14 protein-coding genes are annotated in these 16,931 nt (G+C 53.4%); 6 read left to right on the forward strand and 8 right to left on the reverse strand.

Annotated elements, in window-relative coordinates; genetic code table 11:
• Window positions 1–74: 74 nt before the first annotated feature.
• Window positions 75–872, forward strand: a complete 798-nt coding sequence (locus SNR34_RS28055) for a flagellar motor protein (RefSeq protein WP_486180643.1) — start codon at window positions 75–77, stop codon at window positions 870–872.
• A complete protein-coding gene (locus SNR34_RS28060) occupies window positions 856–1,677 on the forward strand; it encodes an OmpA/MotB family protein (protein WP_236420882.1) in 822 nt (273 codons plus the stop codon). Before SNR34_RS28055 ends, SNR34_RS28060 begins: the two co-directional genes overlap by 17 nt.
• Window positions 1,678–1,826: 149 nt before the next feature.
• Here the strand turns inward: SNR34_RS28060 and SNR34_RS28065 are convergent, their stop codons facing one another.
• Genes SNR34_RS28065 through SNR34_RS28075 form a run of 3 tightly spaced genes read right to left on the reverse strand, consistent with a single transcriptional unit; the run spans window position 1,827 to window position 5,153 of the window.
• Complete coding sequence (locus SNR34_RS28065; RefSeq protein WP_486180644.1) at window positions 1,827–3,023, reverse strand: ABC transporter permease; 1,197 nt, start codon at window positions 3,021–3,023, stop codon at window positions 1,827–1,829.
• On the reverse strand, window positions 3,016–4,206 hold the full coding sequence (locus SNR34_RS28070; RefSeq protein ID WP_236420884.1) for an ABC transporter permease: 1,191 nt from the start codon (window positions 4,204–4,206) through the stop codon (window positions 3,016–3,018). Before SNR34_RS28070 ends, SNR34_RS28065 begins: the two co-directional genes overlap by 8 nt.
• 11 nt (window positions 4,207–4,217) lie before the next feature.
• Entirely contained in the window at window positions 4,218–5,153 is a 936-nt protein-coding gene (locus SNR34_RS28075) for an ABC transporter ATP-binding protein (protein ID WP_290371498.1), read from the reverse strand.
• A gap of 222 nt (window positions 5,154–5,375) precedes the next feature.
• Between SNR34_RS28075 and SNR34_RS28080 the strand changes: the two genes are divergently transcribed.
• The 3 genes from SNR34_RS28080 to SNR34_RS28090 all read left to right on the forward strand — a co-directional run bounded on the left by SNR34_RS28080 (window position 5,376) and on the right by SNR34_RS28090 (window position 8,811).
• The gene (locus tag SNR34_RS28080) at window positions 5,376–6,665 is read left to right on the forward strand and encodes a sensor histidine kinase (RefSeq protein ID WP_339274866.1); all 1,290 of its coding nucleotides are present in this window, start codon (window positions 5,376–5,378) and stop codon (window positions 6,663–6,665) included.
• A 16-nt stretch (window positions 6,666–6,681) separates the two neighbouring features.
• Complete coding sequence (locus tag SNR34_RS28085) at window positions 6,682–7,344, forward strand: response regulator (protein ID WP_236420886.1); 663 nt, start codon at window positions 6,682–6,684, stop codon at window positions 7,342–7,344.
• A gap of 138 nt (window positions 7,345–7,482) precedes the next feature.
• Window positions 7,483–8,811: an IS3 family transposase gene (locus tag SNR34_RS28090; protein ID WP_486179918.1), complete on the forward strand. Its 1,329-nt coding sequence runs from the start codon at window positions 7,483–7,485 to the stop codon at window positions 8,809–8,811.
• A 132-nt stretch (window positions 8,812–8,943) separates the two neighbouring features.
• Here the strand turns inward: SNR34_RS28090 and SNR34_RS28095 are convergent, their stop codons facing one another.
• The 5 genes from SNR34_RS28095 to ftsE form a co-directional block, all read right to left on the reverse strand.
• Window positions 8,944–10,278: a PDZ domain-containing protein gene (locus SNR34_RS28095; RefSeq protein WP_486180645.1), complete on the reverse strand. Its 1,335-nt coding sequence runs from the start codon at window positions 10,276–10,278 to the stop codon at window positions 8,944–8,946.
• A gap of 182 nt (window positions 10,279–10,460) precedes the next feature.
• Window positions 10,461–11,939, reverse strand: a complete 1,479-nt coding sequence (locus SNR34_RS28100; protein WP_339274870.1) for a S41 family peptidase — start codon at window positions 11,937–11,939, stop codon at window positions 10,461–10,463.
• A 141-nt stretch (window positions 11,940–12,080) separates the two neighbouring features.
• A complete protein-coding gene (locus SNR34_RS28105) occupies window positions 12,081–13,364 on the reverse strand; it encodes a murein hydrolase activator EnvC family protein (RefSeq protein ID WP_236420889.1) in 1,284 nt (427 codons plus the stop codon).
• Window positions 13,365–13,555: 191 nt separating this feature from the next.
• Window positions 13,556–14,473: a permease-like cell division protein FtsX gene (gene ftsX / locus SNR34_RS28110; protein ID WP_236420890.1), complete on the reverse strand. Its 918-nt coding sequence runs from the start codon at window positions 14,471–14,473 to the stop codon at window positions 13,556–13,558.
• Window positions 14,463–15,149 (reverse strand): cell division ATP-binding protein FtsE, encoded by a 687-nt coding sequence (ftsE, locus tag SNR34_RS28115; RefSeq protein WP_236420891.1) that lies wholly within the window; start codon window positions 15,147–15,149, stop codon window positions 14,463–14,465. Before ftsE ends, ftsX begins: the two co-directional genes overlap by 11 nt.
• Window positions 15,150–15,400: 251 nt before the next feature.
• On the opposite strand from ftsE, the gene SNR34_RS28120 reads away from it, so the two are divergent.
• Complete coding sequence (locus SNR34_RS28120) at window positions 15,401–16,831, forward strand: VanW family protein (RefSeq protein WP_486180646.1); 1,431 nt, start codon at window positions 15,401–15,403, stop codon at window positions 16,829–16,831.
• Window positions 16,832–16,931 lie beyond the last annotated feature (100 nt).

Raw genomic sequence — 16,931 nt, forward strand, 5'->3', positions numbered from 1 at the left:
TTTGTTCCCGTTCAATTATACCCTGTTGATGCAAGCGATGCAAACACGAAGTGAAGACAGGAGTGGGTTATTTTATGGATATTGCGACACTTATCGGTATCATTGCCGGGATTGCCGCAGTTATCAGCGGATTTCTGTGGGAAGGGGGCCAGCTATCCGGACTTTTGCAAAAAACGGCTGCATTGATCGTTTTCGGCGGTACGATCGCCGCCGTGGCCGCCAGCTTCCCTGTACATCGGCTGCGAACGATTCCTGCCGCGCTGCGCATGGCTTTCGGGCGAAGCGGCGACGAATCGAAGCAATGGGTCGACGAACTCGTGGACATGTCTACGCTCGCCCGTCGATCAGGGGTGCTCGCACTGGAGCGCAAAGTCATGGAACATCCGAACCAATTTCTGAAAGACGGCATTCAGATGGTTGTGGACGGCACCGACCGGGACGTCGTTCGCCAGATCATGGAACTGGAGATCGATGCCGTCGAGCAGAAGCATGAAGGCTATGCCAAAATATTCGAATCTGCCGGAGGATATGCCCCTACCATGGGTATCATAGGCACCGTTATGGGTCTGATCCAGGTCCTGGGCAGCCTTACGGATCCAACCGGACTGGGTCCGGCCATTGCCGTTGCTTTCACCGCAACCTTGTATGGCGTAGCCAGCGCAAACTTGATCTTTTTGCCTATCGCCTCCAAAATCAGGTCCCGCAGCGCGGAAGAGATCCAGACCATGGAGGTCCTGCTTGAAGGCGTGCTTGCCATTCAGGCCGGAGAGAACCCGATGCTGGTACGCAAACGGCTGGAATCTTTCACCCTTGCCCATCGCCAGGTCACCCGCACTACGTTGAAGGAGGGGTTGGATGAGCCGGCGCAGTAGGCGGCGGGGAAAACGCATGTCTGCCGATCATCGGGATCGGTGGATGATTACCTATGCCGACCTGATTACCCTTTTGCTGATATTCTTCGTCATCATGTACGCCATGAGCAATCTGGACACGAGCAAGTATACGGTCGTAACCCAATCGCTGCAGAGCACGTTCAGTGAATCCCATTCCCTGCTTGAACAAGGAGAAGGCCTGGGCGGAACCGCAGGACAAGCCATTACGAAGAATCCACCGCCGTCGACGGAGGGCGAAGGAAACGGGGAAGGGCAGCAGTCGCCAGCCGATTCCGAGGAAACACCGCTTACCGAGCGGGAAGAACAATTCAGGGCTCAGGAGCAGGAATTGCAGAACCTGTACGACGTCATTACCCAATACATCAACGAAAACAATCTTGGCGAACAAATTTTCGTCGCGGATAAGCCCCAAGGCATTTCCATCACGTTAAGCGACCGCTTTCTCTTCGATCAAGGCCAGGCCGCGCTCAAAAGCGGAGCCGCGCCAACGCTGGGCAAGCTTGCCAGCCTGTTCCAAGACCTGAGCATGACGATCAGCATCGAAGGGCACACGGACAATGTGCCGATCGGAGTCAAATCGCCGTATAAAGACAATTGGCAGCTTTCGGGGGAACGCGCTTTGTCGGTACTGAGGTTTTTCCTGGATGAAAAAAAACTGGATCCCGATCACTTCCAATATGCGGGTTACGCGGATACGCGTCCTGCCGCCGACAACGCCACCGCCGCGGGACGGCAAAAAAACCGGCGCGTGGAAATTACCGTATTGCGCCAGCTTCAGCCTTGATCCAGCCATGCCTCTCATCCAACCCAATCCCCCGCATATCTGCCAAAAAAATATTAAGCACGATCCGTTCGACAGACGAGCGGACCGTGCTTTTTTTAGAAAATACACCACACATGACCCACATAGTGCGCCCTTGGCTCCAAACCTCTTTACGCATCTTCCCCCGTTTGGGTAGGACGAAGAATGGCAGAACCGACGGTCAGCAAAATGAGAGCCATGATTCCCAAAATCAGCAGCGGCATTCGGATGTCGGACAACGTTCCCCCTGCCGAGATCGTTTCCACGGCCTGGATCGTCCATTTCTGCGGCACAACATTCGCGATCTTCTGCATATAGTCCGGCATGATGGACAACGGCCAGAAACATCCGCCAAGCATGCATGTCGGCGTAATAATCAAGGAATTCAGCATGCCCACGTTTTGCGATTTGCGAACCAATCCGGCAACCGTACTGGCGATCCCCATGGCTACCAGCATAAATGCCCCAAGAATAAGCACATGGGTGCCGAACGGAATTCCCGCATCATAATGTAATACCCAGCGGCTGATCGCAAGAACGAGCACGATCTGTACCAGTCCGATCGCCATGCTGCCCAAAAAATTGCCGATGGCAATCTCGTGTGCGCGCACCGGCGCCGTGTATACACGCGCCATCGTCCGCTGCCTGCGGTCCTCCATAATGACGGTCACCGCACTGCTGACCAATCCCATCATGAACATGATCGTAAATCCCGTGACGTTGTTCAATCCCGGCTTCGGATAAATGCGAAGTTCTGTCGTCTCCCCGGAAATGCGGTGTTTCCCCGTTTCCGCAAGCAGCTGTTCGAATTTCCCATCCATCTCGGAAGAAGAAAGAGTTACGCTCGAACCGGCCGCTCCGTTCGCATCGTTTAACGCAGCCTGCCTTACCGCAGCAGCGGACTGGCGAAATCCCTCATCCAATCCTTCGACGGCGGCTTTGAACGCGTATGAACCTTCCGTTACTTTCAGTTCGGTCAACCGAACCGAAGTCGGTTCCCCGGCCAGCAAACGCTCGGTGTATCGGGAGGGGATAACCAGCCCTATGCTTCCTTTCTGCGACTGGATCTTTTCCTGTACCTCTGCCTCGCTGTCCATCGGCTGGAGCACATACTCCGACTTCAGCGAAAGCTCTTGAATCAACGCGGCGCCTGCAGCCCCTTGATCCTCGTTGACATATGGAATCACTTCCCGCATGTTGTCGTCGTTTCCCAAAAGGGCAACGGCTGCCGTTACCACGACACAAGGAAGCAGAAGATACGAGAGTATGCCTCTCTTGCGTCCCAACGTGCGCCGAATCATTAACCAGGCGATATTCAGACTATTCATGACGGCCACCCGCCTTTCCATAGATCAATACTGCGGCTGCCAACAGCACCGCGCACACCGTGCCAAGCATCGTGATATTGTGCAGGATTTCCTGTATGGGAGCGTTCAGCATCATGGCCAGAAAGCTTTGAAGGGCCCAATGATTGACGGTAAATTCGCTTATTCGCTGTACGAACTCCACGGGAATCGGGGTAAATCCTCCGCTCACAAACGTCATCGCAATAATGACGGTCTGCAGGGCGGCATTGGCTGCGGGGGCGCTTTTGAACAATGCGGATAAAATGACGCCGAGCACCATCGATGCCACCGTAATCAGCAAACACACGAGGACGACCAGCATAGGGTGCATTCCCCAATTCACGTCATACAGCCAATACGTCATCAGCACGATGACCATGCCCTGCATGAACGCAAGCAGGCTGCTTCCGGCGATTTTGCCCGCAAAGATTTCAGAGCTGCGGAGGGGAGCTGCCTGCAAACGAAGCAAGGTGTTCCGGCTCTTCTCTCCGGAAATGCTGTTAATGGCCGTCATGCCCGAATACAGCATAAACATCGCCAGCATGGATGCCGCATAATATTGGGAGGCGCTGTATGTGCCGCCGCCATTTCCCGGATGGCTGACCTCTACAGAGGGGGTCTGTCCCGAATGATCCCCGGCTTGCTGCCGGTTGACTGATGCAGCCGCCGCATCCGGTCCAAGCACTTTGGCGACGGCCGCCTGCCGGTTCAATTCGTCCGCAAATCGGGAAAATACGGTTTCCCCCAGGGCGTTCTTCACGCTATCTTTTCCCGGAATCCAAGTCATTGTTGCCTGTTCCCCCTGCGTGGCGAGCTTTTCCAAACCGGCAGGAACGACTATCGCAAAATCGAGTTCCCCGTCCCGAAGCGCACGAACCGCTGCCTCTTGGGTGGCCATGGACTGCGGTTTGACCATGCCAGCCACTGCCGGAGTGGCCACAAAAGCATTCAGCGCCTGGCTGATCGTGCCGTCCGGTTCGTGCAGGACCAAGCCTACGCGCACCGGATCGATATGATCGACTTCTTCCGAACCCATCGTACCCGAGAGAGCCGCGCCCAGAATGAAAATCAGCAGCAACGGCAAGATGAACAGATTGATGAGCACCGAGCGCATGCGTAAAATGCGCTGCAGTTCAAAGATGCAAATATGCCATACTTTTACCATCTGTTCCCCTCCTAGTCCCGCAGCGTGCGTCCGGTGAGATGGAGGAACAGCGTTTCTAAGCTCGGCTCTTCCACCTTCAGCGACTGAATGGAAATATCGTGTTTGCTGCAAATGAACAGCATATCCTGCAAATCCTGCTGTGCCGAAGGCAGCGTGATGACGAGTTCATGGCCTGCGCATTCCACCGCGTGCACGCGGGGATGAAGCCTGATCTCTTCCACGGCGGCGTCCGTGATGCCGGACGTGGCCAGCACGATTTTTTCCTCGGAAGCCACCCGTTCCCTCAGCTCAGCCTCGGTCCCGCACGCAATGACATGCCCCTGGTCCATAATGGCCACCCTGTCGCTGATCGCCGCCACTTCCTCCATGTAGTGACTGGTATATATAACGGTCGATCCCATATCGTTCAACGTTCGTACCGACTCCAGTATGTGGTTCCGCGATTGCGGATCGATTCCTACCGTAGGTTCGTCCATAATAATGACATCCGGTCGGTGCATAATGGCACAAGCAATGTTAAGCCTGCGCTTCATTCCGCCGGAAAACGTGGACGGAGCATCTTTTGCTTTGTCCTGCAGGCCGACGAATTCCAGCGACTCCTGCACCCGTTCCTTGAGCAGATGGCCCCGCAAGCCGTACAGGCGAGCAAAAAAAGTGACGTTTTCGGCCGCGCTCATCGATTCATACAACGCCAGGTCCTGCGGCACCAGCCCAAGTCTGCGTTTGACTTCTAGCGGCTTTTCTTTGACAGATATGCCGTCCAGCCGGATATCCCCCTGGTCTATTTTGAGCAGCCCGGCAATCATGCTGATGGTCGTGCTTTTCCCTGCCCCGTTCGGACCGAGCAATCCGAAGATTTCGCCCTTTCCGATGCTCAGATTCAGATGGTCTACGGACAGCTTGCTGCCATACCGTTTAACCACGTTTTCGATTTCGAGTATGCCCATGCATCACACGCTCCTCTTGTCTCCGGCTTGTCGCGTCCGGTCCTTATAGTTGTATCATAACGAACAATAGGCTGGATTGGAGGTACGAAAGGTCATGAAACGAAGGTGACTTAAGTCATCTCCTGAACCCAAAACGTCCTATGGTATAATGGCAGAGAAACGAATTCGGCAAAGCCTGCCTGTGGTTTAACCCATTTTTGTATAAAAGGATGACGCTGCCTTATGCCGATACGTGCCCTGCAATACGGTTTGATCATGATCCCCGCGCTGCTGTACATGCTGAAGCTCCCCCTCCACGATGAAGGAGCCTATACGCTGAATATTCTTATCGGGCTTGGCATTGCGGTATGGAGAGATTTCACGGACATGCGTACCTGGAGACCTCTGCTTCTTTTCGCGGAAATGCTCTGGACCTGCTGGCTCATCGCCCTATACGGCCCCTGGATGATCCTTATTTCACTATCGGTGCTGTACGTATATATGTATACTCTGGAGAAAAACCAACGCTGGTTGATGCTGGGACTGCAACTTCTGGCCACCAATGCTGCCCTGTACTTTCACTACGCTCCCGGTGCGTTGTCGCCCTGGCTGCATGCCATCCACACCGGGACGAGCGATGCCTTTCTGGACGAAGCGGCGGGACGAATCATCTGTAACTTGATGCTACTTATTACGGCAACCCTTTCCTGGCAAGGTTCAAAAACCGCGAGCAGCCGCGAACAGCTGGAACAGGTATATGACGCCCTCCGCAAAAAGCATTACGAACTGCAGGATGCGCGGGCACAACTGCTTGCGTTCGCAAAACAATTGGAGGATGCCGCCCAGGCAGAGGAACGGACCCGCATTTCCAGACAACTGCACGACGATATCGGCCATCGTCTGATTCGAGCCAAAATGATGTCCGAAGCAGCCATCGTCACGTTGCCGGCCAAGCCCGAGCAAGGTTTGGAGATGGTGAAACAGATCCGCGACCAGTTGTCTGCCACGATGGACGATATGCGTTCCACGCTTCATAAACTTCGTCCTGCCACCCATTTGACCGAGGCTTATGCACTGGATCGGCTGCTTGAAGATGTTGGGCGTGAAACCGGCGTAAAAACCGTTTACCGCGTCACGGGTGAAGTGGTGCCGCTCTATCCAAGCTTGCAGATCGTATTGTACAAAAACGCCAAAGAGGCCCTGACCAATGCGCTGAGGCATGGGAAGGCCGGCAGTATCGATATTGAACTGCACTATTCGGCGCATGAGATATGCATGGTTGTCAGCAATGACGGCCACGCAGGCATATGTCCGCAATCCGACAACCTGCAGCGCGAGGATTCATCGCTCGAAAAGGCGCCGCCATCCCCCTCCGGCCCGAATGGCAAAACAACGCTTGCCAGCACCGGACTTGGCGTAGAAGGGATGCGCGTTCGCACAGAGCTTGTAGGCGGCGAACTGGAAATCCAGCCGGCATATCCGTATACCGTAATCACCCGCCTGCCTATCGCCCGCAAAGCTGACATGATCTGAAGAAGGAAGTGACCCCGTGCAAGAAAACACCCAGAACCCGCCCATCCGCCTTATCCTCGTTGATGACGATGCATTCATTCGCGAAAGCCTCAACGTATTGATCGGCCTGGACCCTGCCATTAACGTGATCGGAACCGCCTCCAATGGTAAGGAAGCCATGGCGCTGCTTCAAGCGGGAAACGAGGCTGACGTCGTGCTGATGGACATTCGAATGCCGGAATGTGACGGCGTTGAAGGTACGCGGCTAATCAAACAGGCCTCCCCCTCAGTGAAAGTATTGATGCTAACCACATTCGACGATGACGAATACATCATCAAAGCATTGCAGCATGGGGCCAGCGGATATTTGCTCAAAAACGTGCCGCCTGACCGTATTATCGAAGGCATCAAAACCGTTCATCGCGGCGACATGCTCATTCACCCGGATATCGCCCGCAAACTGGCGGGACTCCTGCGTCCAGCGGCTTCCCCTCCGGCGCATGAGAAGGTCGAATCCTTCGGTCTCACGCGCATGGAACAGGCCGTGGCGGAAGCCATTTCCGAGGGACTTTCCAACAAGGAGATCGCGGCCAAGCTGTTCCTGAGCGAGGGTACGGTCAAAAATTACGTTACCGACATTCTCGGCAAGTTGAACTTGCGAGACCGTACGCAAATCGCCATCTTTATGCTCAAAACATGAGAAGGTATCGTTCCGGCTCCAATTAAAAAGGGTATTCCACACCTTAAACTGGTCCCCATAGACTAGACACTTTGAAAAAAGGGGTTTAGGCTGTGGGGGCCTTTTTGTATACTGGTACTAGTATCAAGGGAGGGTATTATGAGTAAAAAACTTTTTTCTAAGACAGAACAAGACCAACTCTCAACGAACAAGTATGTCACGAAAGTAAGTGACAAATCCATTACTTACTCCGATGAGTTCAAGCGGTTATTTATTAACCAATATTTAGAGGGCAAGACGCCAAGAGAGATCTTCGAAGCCCATGGGTTTAGTGTGGAAGTTTTAGGTATGAAGCGTGTAGAGCAAAGCGCGGACCGTTGGAAGAAATCTTATGAGCAGGGCGGAATCATTGGGCTCATGGATTCCCGTAAAGAATTCTCAGGACGAACGCTTAGACGGGAACAGACGCCAGACGAGATCATCGCCAAGCAGGATGCACGGATCAAACTTCTGGAGTCTCAACTTGAACTGCTAAAAAAAGCAGACACGACAGAAAGGTGGCTGGTAGCCAAGGGAAGAAGCCTGAGCAAGAATAAGCTGTTTGAACTTATTCATGAAACCGTAGGACAGGGATTCAAACGAATGACGCGCTATCTATGCGAACTGCTTAATGTCTCGCGATCAGGATACTACAGTTATCTTAAGGCTGCAGATTCCCGCTTAGAGCGAGCCCGACGGGACGCAGAGGATGGCGCGCTAGTCAAGAAGGCGTTCTCTAGAAGAGGCTTTAAAAAGGGCGCTCGCTCGATCAAAATGGTTCTGGAAAACGAGTTCGATGTCATCTTTAACCGAAAGCGAATTCGCAGGCATATGCGGGATCTAGAACTCGTTTGTCCCCATCGAAAGCCAAATCCTTACCGCCGAATGGCTAAAGCCACCCAAGAACATCGAGTTGTCCCCAATAAGCTACAACGGGATTTCAAGAAGGAGATCCCGGGTCTTGTGCTGCTTACCGACATTACGTACCTTCCATTTGGCCGGTCGGAGATGGCGTACCTATCCACCATTTTGGACGGCTCCACTGGAGAGCTGCTTGCTTACAACCTCTCCGAAAGCCTCACTCTGCCATTAGCAACGAATACGGTTAAGAATCTCATGAAGCAACGACGCTTGAAATTACATAAGAATGCTTTTATCCATTCCGATCAAGGTTGTCACTACACAAGCCCTCAGTATCAGAAACTACTGAAGAAGAAAGGGCTTGGCCAGTCTATGTCAAGGCGTGGAAACTGTTGGGACAATGCCCCTCAGGAGTCCTTCTACGGCCACATGAAAGACCACGTCATTAGTCGAAACTTCTCTACTTTAGAAGAACTTAAACATGAAATCGATCGCTACATCCGCTACTACAACCATCACAGATATCAATGGGGATTAAAAAAGATGACTCCTGTACAATACAGGAATCATCTTTTGTCGGTAGCTTAACTCTCTTTTTCAAAGTGTCCTTGACGAGGGGACCAGTTTACCTGACCCTCAGGAGCGGAATACCCTTTTTTTCTTTCAACGCCTATCCCGTTCAAACATCAACGCAGCGCTTCTTGAATCGCAGCGCAAGCATCACATTTCGGCCGACTTTTGCTCCCCTGCAGGGACTGCAGGCGGTGCCTCAAGCGCCAGCGGCGCACGGGCCTCGCGCAGGTCCTTCCGCCGGGCAAACAGCTTAAGGGTCGCCAAATGAACGAGATTGGCCGGACGCATTCGAATGGCCCACGTCTCTTCATTGTTGGGTGCGAAGATCACGCCGAGCTGATGATGCTCCCCTTCATAAATGGCCCGCTGCAGAAACTTGCTCTCTCCCTGCCGATTACGTACCTCCAGTTTGCAAAAAGCCGGGTTCATGCGCAGCGAGCGATGCAGCTCCTCCGGGGAATGCACCAAAACGCCATTGGCCTTGTAAACCGTCTCGCCGACTTCAATACCCAGCTCTTCTGCAGGGCTGTCCGGAATGACGCCCAGCACCTTCAAACCGTGTTCGGGATGAACGAATGCAGGACTGCTCATGTTTTCCTCATACCCGCTGTACCAGACCAGAAATTCATGTCCAGCAAAGGCCGCAAGGGCGGCTACCAAGACAAGCGGCGACCACCATGCCGCCAGGACAGCCAGAACCAGCAATCCTGCCCCGTAATACATCAAACGTTTGGAAGAAAGCCGGGCCTTCTGTTCAGGGAGCATGCTCTGCGTGACTTCGCTAAAGCCGATCAGCACCGGCAGCGCCATCAGCGCATAAGCGCCTCCCCCGTGCAGCAATGGCGACCATGCAAGCTCAGCGCCGCTTCCCCCAACCGGAACCAAAATAAGAAGGGGGATCGGCCACAGATGGTGAAGCTGATAACCTCCCACCAATTTCCCTCGTTTGCCTTCGAACAGCAGCGGGGAAGACAACGCCACGCCTTGCATGCGCACGAGCATCGCCTCGCCCAAATGCAGCAGGGCGGCAAGCACCAGCAGGGCAGGCATGTCCAATGCCTGCAGCGTATCCATGGCACTGCCCATCCAGCCTGAAGGCTGCCAGCCCGGCGCCAGATTCAACCCGAATTGCAGCACGCCCAGCAAACCTGCCGCGTACGCGATGCATAAATACCGTACCCGGAACAACGCCAGAAATAACGCTGCCCCCCAGAGCCAAACGAGACTGCCCCATGTGAAATGCGAACCGATGAACAAAGACAATAAGGACACGATGATACCAATCATGAATCCACCCAATACGGATCGGATCGTCTGGATCATTGAACTTTGCAAGCGGACGTGAAACAATTTGCGTTCCTGCAGCAATTGGCGTTGATACATGAGCGCAACCAAAATGATTCCTATGTAATAAAACGGCTGAACGATCATTTGCAGCATTGCTTCTCCGATCGCAGCCAGCCATGGCCAAGCCCATTCCATGATGAATGATCACTCCTCTCTTGCATCCCGTTGGAAAAACAGCCCTGCGCATTCAAAGAAAGACAGGCAACACGCTCTGGCAGATGTTTAGCGGCGTTCATCGAAACCTTCGTTTTCGCTGAAGGGCCGTATAATGGAGGCGGAGACATCCCAGAAAAAAAGAAGGCTGAAATCAGCCTTCTTTATGGCTTCGACACGGCAGTCGAAATCTCCTTCGAGATATTTTCAAGCGCGCGTTTCAGCTGTGCATCATATTGAGGATTCGCAATGCGCTCGATCAAAGCTGCCTCGAGCGATTCAGCAGTCGCCTGATCAATCTGTCCGGTTGCCTGAATGCCTTTCTGCTTCTGGAACGCCTTGACCGCTTCCTCGGTCTTCTGGTCGTAGTAACCGTCCACGCGATCCGGTTTGAAGTCAAGTCCTCTCAACATCGTCTGTGCACTCTTCACATCCGTGCTGTTGCTGTCGAATTTCAAAGGCAATTTTTCTTTGTTGATCGGCGCCACCGAGAAGTAGTCCGGCTGGTTAACCGCAATATCCGGCTTGATGCCTTTCTCGTGAATCCAGTCGCCGTTCGGCGTCAGCCATTTCGCTATGGTGATTTTCAGCAGGCTTCCATCGCCCATCTGTTTGTCATAACTCGTCTGAACCGTACCTTTACCGAAGGAATTTTCGCCGACGAGCGTTGCGCCTGCGGATTGTTTCAATGCACCGGCCAAAATTTCCGACGCGCTCGCGCTTCCTTTGTTCATGAGAACCGTAATCGGATACGGCTTTACTTTGGATGGACCGTTAGACTTGCTTTGTTCGCGCTTGCCGTTTTTGTCCTCGACCTGCACGATGACCTTGCCTTTTGGCACAAACTGCTCGGCAATGTCGATCACGACTTGCAGGACGCCACCCGGGTCATTGCGCACGTCGATGATCAAGCCTTTCATGTTCTGCTTCTCCAGCTTCGCGAGCTCTTCCTTGAAGCGTTCGCCCGTATTCATCGAGAATTGCGTAATCGAGATAACCCCGACGCCGTTGTCCTCCATGTGGGCATAAACGGTCTCCATGTCGATGTCATCGCGCACGATCGTGAATTCGATGGCCTCCGTCGAACCGGCGCGTTTCACCTGGATCTTGGCTTCGCTGCCTTTTGGCCCTCTGATTTTGTTAACGGCTTTGTTCAGTTCCAACCCTTGCAGGGATTCACCGTTAACGGAGAGGATAATGTCTTTGGCGCGAATGCCCGCTTTTTCGGCCGGCGAACCTTTGATCGGGGACACGACGACAACGTTGCCGTCTTGCGAAGATACTTCGGCCCCGATGCCCGTAAACGAGCCTTCGATGGACTCTTCGAACTGGGCCGCTGTTTCCTGGGCCATGTAGTTGGAGTACGGGTCGCCGAGGGATTCCATCATGCCGTTGATCGCCCCGTCGATCAGTTTGGTTCGATCCACGTCTTTATAATAGTTGTTCGAGATCAAATCCATCGCGGTTTGAATCTTCTTCAAATCGTTCTTCTGCTGCGTGCTGCCCGTTACGCTCGCCAGCAAGCCTTCACCTGGGGTGGTTCTGGCCGCAATGCCGGGATACGTCATCAACACCATGGTTAACAGGCTTCCCCCGAGGAGGCCCAGAATAACCAGCAGCAGCGCCGATCTTTTCTTCATCATCCGTTTGCCACCGCCTTTGTTTTCGAAGGAGTCTCTCTCTCAGCCGGCTCCTTCGGCATATTGCTTCCCTGAACATGCCAGCTTAGTATATGTCTAGCTTGTACGGATTATGATCTTTCCATTCCCGGGCAGATGCCGTCTCTACAAGTAGTTCATCGGATTGACAGGGTTATCGTTGTCCCGTACCTCAAAATGAAGGTGAGGACCGGTCGAGTTGCCGGTATTGCCCGATTCCGCGATTTTGTCTCCGCGGGATACGTTGTCACCTTTGCTCACGCTGATGCTGTTCAAGTGGCCGTACAGCGTCCACAAGCCGCCGCCATGGTCCACGATGACCGTGTTTCCGTATCCGTTCATCCATTCGGCCACGATGACGATGCCGTCGGATGCGGCATGTACGCTCGTACCGATCGGCACGGCGAAGTCAACGCCGTTGTGCATCTTGCCCACTTCGCCCGTAATCGGATGCGTGCGGCGTCCAAACGGCGAGGAGACATATCCTCCGGAGACGGGTTTGGAGAAGATGCCGCTGCCGGAACTGTACGAGGAACCTCCGTCTGAACTTACCTTGGTCGTTGTCTTCGCAGAGGCTGCGGCTGCAGCTTGGGCTTTCGCCTTGGCTGCTGCCAAGGCCTTTGCTTTGGCCGCGGCTGCGGCTTGTTGTTCGCGCAGCTTGTTTTTCTCCTGCAGCAATGCGGAACGTTTGCTGGCGATTTGCAGCAGCATGGTCTCCTGCTCCTGCGTTGCCTCTTCCGACTCTTCAATTTTAGCATCATAAGAGGCGAGAAGCACCTGCTTCTCCTTCTCTTTCTGGTCCAGCTGCGCTTTGCGCTGCTTTTTCTGTGCGTACAGGCTCTTGGCTTCAGCATACTGCTTGTCCAAATCCGCCTTTTTTTCCACGACAAGCTGTTTGTCTTTTTTGTGCTCATCGAGCAGATGTTGATCTTGGTCCACAATCGTTTTCAGAGAATCCGCACGCGTCAGGAAATCCGAAAAACTCGTGGAGGACAGCAGAACATCCAGATACGAAACGGCACCGTCCGTGTACATCAGGCGCACCCGCGACTCGAGCAATTTTTGGCGGGAAACGATGCGCTCTTCTGCAGCCTTAAGCTCCTTTTTCGTGGTTCGGAGATCTTCTTCCGTATTCTCGATCTCCAGGGTAACGTTCGTCAGTTCGTCGCTGACCACGTTGATCTGCTCCATGACGATCTTCAGGTATGCATTGGTTTTGTTTTTGTAATGTTGGGCCTTCTGCTTGTTGGCAGCGGCTTTTTGCTGCTCTTTTTTGGCGGCAGCCGCTTTGCTCTCCAACTGCTGAATCTGCTTGTCAATATCGCTGATGCTTTGCGCATATCCGTCAGAAGCTTGAAAGGTCAAACCGGCCAATAACGATAAGGCCAGCAGCGAAGCTGTTTTTTTCAAAATGGTGATCCCCCATCCTATGAATTCACGAGAAAGCAACCTGCACAGGTGGTGAACAGCATGTTCCTGCTTTCTTCATCTAAAAGACTCCGTCAATGTACATATCGTCAAACAGGGTCCGTTAGTGAACCTGCTTTGCCATTCGATTTCGACAAAATTCGCAATTTCCAATCATTCGCGCCGTCCGCAGCTTACACTTGAAGCGACTTGCGGATGGACAACGTGCTTCCCAAAATACCTACGAGCACGCCCAAAACCACAAGCAATGTACCCATAAGGAACCAAATATCCCCGAGCGGGATCAAATTGAGCATCTGCATGAACATATCCTGGGAAATGGTCGCCATCAGGCGGCTGTACCCAAAGAATAGCACCGCTACCGTAACGACCGAGCCGATCAGACCGATCAATGCCCCTTCAATGAAGAAAGGCCAGCGGATGAACGTGTTCGTGGCACCGACCAGCTTCATGATGCCAATCTCCCGGCGACGGGCCAGAATCGTTACGCGAATCGTATTCGAGATCAGAAACATGGACATCAGACCCAGCCCGCCGACAAAAATAAAGCCGATGTTGCGCACAAGCTTCGTAAACTTAAAGAGGACTTCTACCGTTTCTTTGCCGTAGTTCACTTTCATGATCGGTTTTTCCGGATGCTTCTCATTGAGGGCTTCGATTTTTTGCGCCACAAAAGTGACGGTTTCCGGTTCGATGACCTCGACTTCGATCGTCTCCGGCAGCGGATTGTTGTCCACGTCAAAACCGTCAAGCACGTTGTCTGCGCTATCGCCGAGCCGTTCGCGGAATTCCTTCAGCCCTTCCTCCTTCGAAACGAAGCGGATTTCCTTCACTTCAGGCATGGCGCTGATCTCCTGCTCCAGCGTATTGCGCATCTGCTCGTCCACGTTGAGCTCAAGGAAGGTGCTGATCTGCACCTGGCTGTCCACTTGATTCGCCATGGAATTCACGTTGAGCACCAGCAGCATGAACACGCCCAAAATAAGCAGCGAGACAATAATCGACATGATTGAGGCCACCGACATCCAGCCATTACGGAATACGTTTTTGAACCCCTCCCGCAAATGGCGCACGAGAGTGCTAAAATTCATAACCGTACTCCCCTCTCATCTGGTCGCGCACGATTTGACCGCGCTCAATGGCGATAACCCGTTTGCGCATCGTGTTGACGATATCCTTGTTGTGGGTCGCCATTACGATCGTCGTTCCCCGGAAATTGATCTCGTCCAGCAGCTGCATGATGCCCCAGGACGTCTCCGGATCAAGGTTGCCCGTAGGCTCGTCCGCGATAATGACGGACGGATTGTTCACGATGGCTCGCGCAATCGCAATGCGCTGCTGTTCGCCGCCCGACAGTTGGGAAGGCTCGCGATTCGCTTTTCCTTTCAAACCGACGAGATCGAGCACTTCCAGTACCCGTTTCTTGATATGGCGCTTTGGCGCCTCGATGACTTCCATCGCAAAGGCTACGTTCTCATACGCGGTCATTTTCGGCAGCAGCCGGAAATCCTGAAAAATAACGCCGATATTGCGGCGTACGTAAGGGATTTTGCGCGGCTTCAGCTTGCCGATATTAAATCCGTTGATGGAGATCTGTCCTTTGGTCGGAATTTCTTCCCGGTACATCAATTTCATAAATGTCGATTTACCCGCCCCGGACGGCCCGACAATATAAACGAATTCGTTGCGGTCGATCTTCACCGACACCCCTTGTAATGCGTGGGTACCATTGGGATAGGTCTTCCACACGTCCTGCATTTCAATCACATCATCACTTCCTGCTCGCATAGTTAGCCATTATACTTTCGACATCATACCGTCATTTCCTTTAAAAAAGACTGAATTTCATCAGCAATCCCGCATTCTCCCTTTTTCGAGCCCGAAGAATGGCTGCACATGAAATTTATTGTAACAAATTTGTTACCTTTTGAGTACCCGAAAGTTTTCCAACCTTGGATCATATAGATAAAGCATGTTGCAAATGACGGAACAACAGAAGCCAAAAGGAGCGTACGCTGATGAAAAAAATACATTTGACGGTCATTGCCCTCTTTTCGTTACTCCTTCTCGGTTCCGCTTCTTACGGTGTGCTCTATATGTACGTGAACCAGCCTAACCTCCCCAAAGAAGTCGTCGTTGGCGGTTGGTCCGTGGGGGGACAGCCCCGTAAAAGTGTTTTGAGCACGCTGGACGAGCGATTGCAACAGCTATCGGACTGGCCCGTCTCGCTTGAAGTGGTCGAACCGGAACCCCAAACACTGCAATTCACGGCATCCGAAACGGGAGCCCGCTATGGGGCAGACGCATTCCGGTCCGCCGTTAAGGCGTTGGAGGAAGGGGATGTATGGGAACGTGCCTATGCGCGCTATCATTTCGCCGAGACGTGGTCGCTGGACATGTCGTATGAAGCAGGCATCCTCAAGAAGAGATTGAATCCGGAATGGGAAAAAGAGACCTTCGGATCGCCCGCGAACGCCGTCCGCCGCATCACCGCAGGCGACAAAGTACAATACATCCCCGAGAAAGGCGCCCGCCGGATCGCCTGGGATGAGCTGGTAAGCCTGATGGCAGCCAAGCTCCCTCATGATTTTACCGGAATAGACTCCGCCAAGGAACGCAAACCCGTGTCGGTTCGGCTCCCTCTGTACACCCAGCAACCCGAGGTGACCGTGCATTCGCTGCAGCAGGAAGGCATCGAACGGAAAATCGTCCAGTTCTCCACAAGCTTGGGAAACAGCAGCAACGGACGGATACATAACGTCAGCTCGGCGGCCCAGGCGGTAGACGGCATGATTCTGCCTCCGGGGGGCATGTTCGATTATGAAAAGGTCATTCGCAAGGCCGAAAAAGAATACGGCTTCCGTGAAGCTCCGGTGATCGTGAACGGCCGCTTGACGCCAGGCATCGGTGGCGGCATCTGCCAAGTATCGAGCACCGTATACAATGCCGCCCTTTTGACGGGACTGGACATCGTCGAGCGCCGCAATCATTCCCTGCCGGTCAAGTATTTGCCGAAAGGACTTGATGCCACTTTTGCCTCGGGGGCGATCAATTTCCGTTTCAAAAACAATACCGGGAAGTCGCTGCTGATCCATGCCAAGGTTCAGGGCGGATACCTCACCGTCAAATTTTTCGGCACATTCCCCGAGAATGTCACCTATGAGCTGGAATCCCGGACGGTCGAAACGCTCGGCGTTCCGGTGAAATACGTCTCAAGCAACGTGCTGCCCGAAGGCGTAGAGCAGGTTCTCCAAAACGGCCAACCGGGATATATCGTAGAAACCGTTCGCATCAAAAAAGTCGACGGCAAAGTCGTGGAAACCCAAACGATCTCGCGAGACACGTACAAAGCACAAAACCGCCTGATTGCCCGCTCGGGCCACAGCAGCCTGCCCGATCTGCAGGAACCGTCCGTCGTGGAGGATGGGGTCAGCAGCAGCCGCCCCTGAGGGAAAGTTTGGAGATGATGGTCCCGAGGCCAGGGCGAACAGGTCATGCAGGGTCAATCTCGGGTGAGTTCGATGTAGGCATGCGAAGGCGCAGAAGGTT

The organism is Paenibacillus sp. XP01 (assembly GCF_057364885.1).

Bases quoted from the DNA above. Each gene is read 5' to 3' on its own strand.
- SNR34_RS28055 (WP_486180643.1), top strand. From the start codon at position 75: ATGGATATTGCGACACTTATCGGTATCATTGCCGGGATTGCCGCAGTT.
- SNR34_RS28060 (WP_236420882.1), top strand. From the start codon at position 856: ATGAGCCGGCGCAGTAGGCGGCGGGGAAAACGCATGTCTGCCGATCAT.
- SNR34_RS28065 (WP_486180644.1), bottom strand. From the start codon at position 3,023: ATGAATAGTCTGAATATCGCCTGGTTAATGATTCGGCGCACGTTGGGA.
- SNR34_RS28070 (WP_236420884.1), bottom strand. From the start codon at position 4,206: ATGGTAAAAGTATGGCATATTTGCATCTTTGAACTGCAGCGCATTTTA.
- SNR34_RS28075 (WP_290371498.1), bottom strand. From the start codon at position 5,153: ATGGGCATACTCGAAATCGAAAACGTGGTTAAACGGTATGGCAGCAAG.
- SNR34_RS28080 (WP_339274866.1), top strand. From the start codon at position 5,376: ATGCCGATACGTGCCCTGCAATACGGTTTGATCATGATCCCCGCGCTG.
- SNR34_RS28090 (WP_486179918.1), top strand. From the start codon at position 7,483: ATGAGTAAAAAACTTTTTTCTAAGACAGAACAAGACCAACTCTCAACG.
- SNR34_RS28095 (WP_486180645.1), bottom strand. From the start codon at position 10,278: ATGGAATGGGCTTGGCCATGGCTGGCTGCGATCGGAGAAGCAATGCTG.
- SNR34_RS28100 (WP_339274870.1), bottom strand. From the start codon at position 11,939: ATGATGAAGAAAAGATCGGCGCTGCTGCTGGTTATTCTGGGCCTCCTC.
- ftsX (WP_236420890.1), bottom strand. From the start codon at position 14,473: ATGAATTTTAGCACTCTCGTGCGCCATTTGCGGGAGGGGTTCAAAAAC.
- SNR34_RS28120 (WP_486180646.1), top strand. From the start codon at position 15,401: ATGAAAAAAATACATTTGACGGTCATTGCCCTCTTTTCGTTACTCCTT.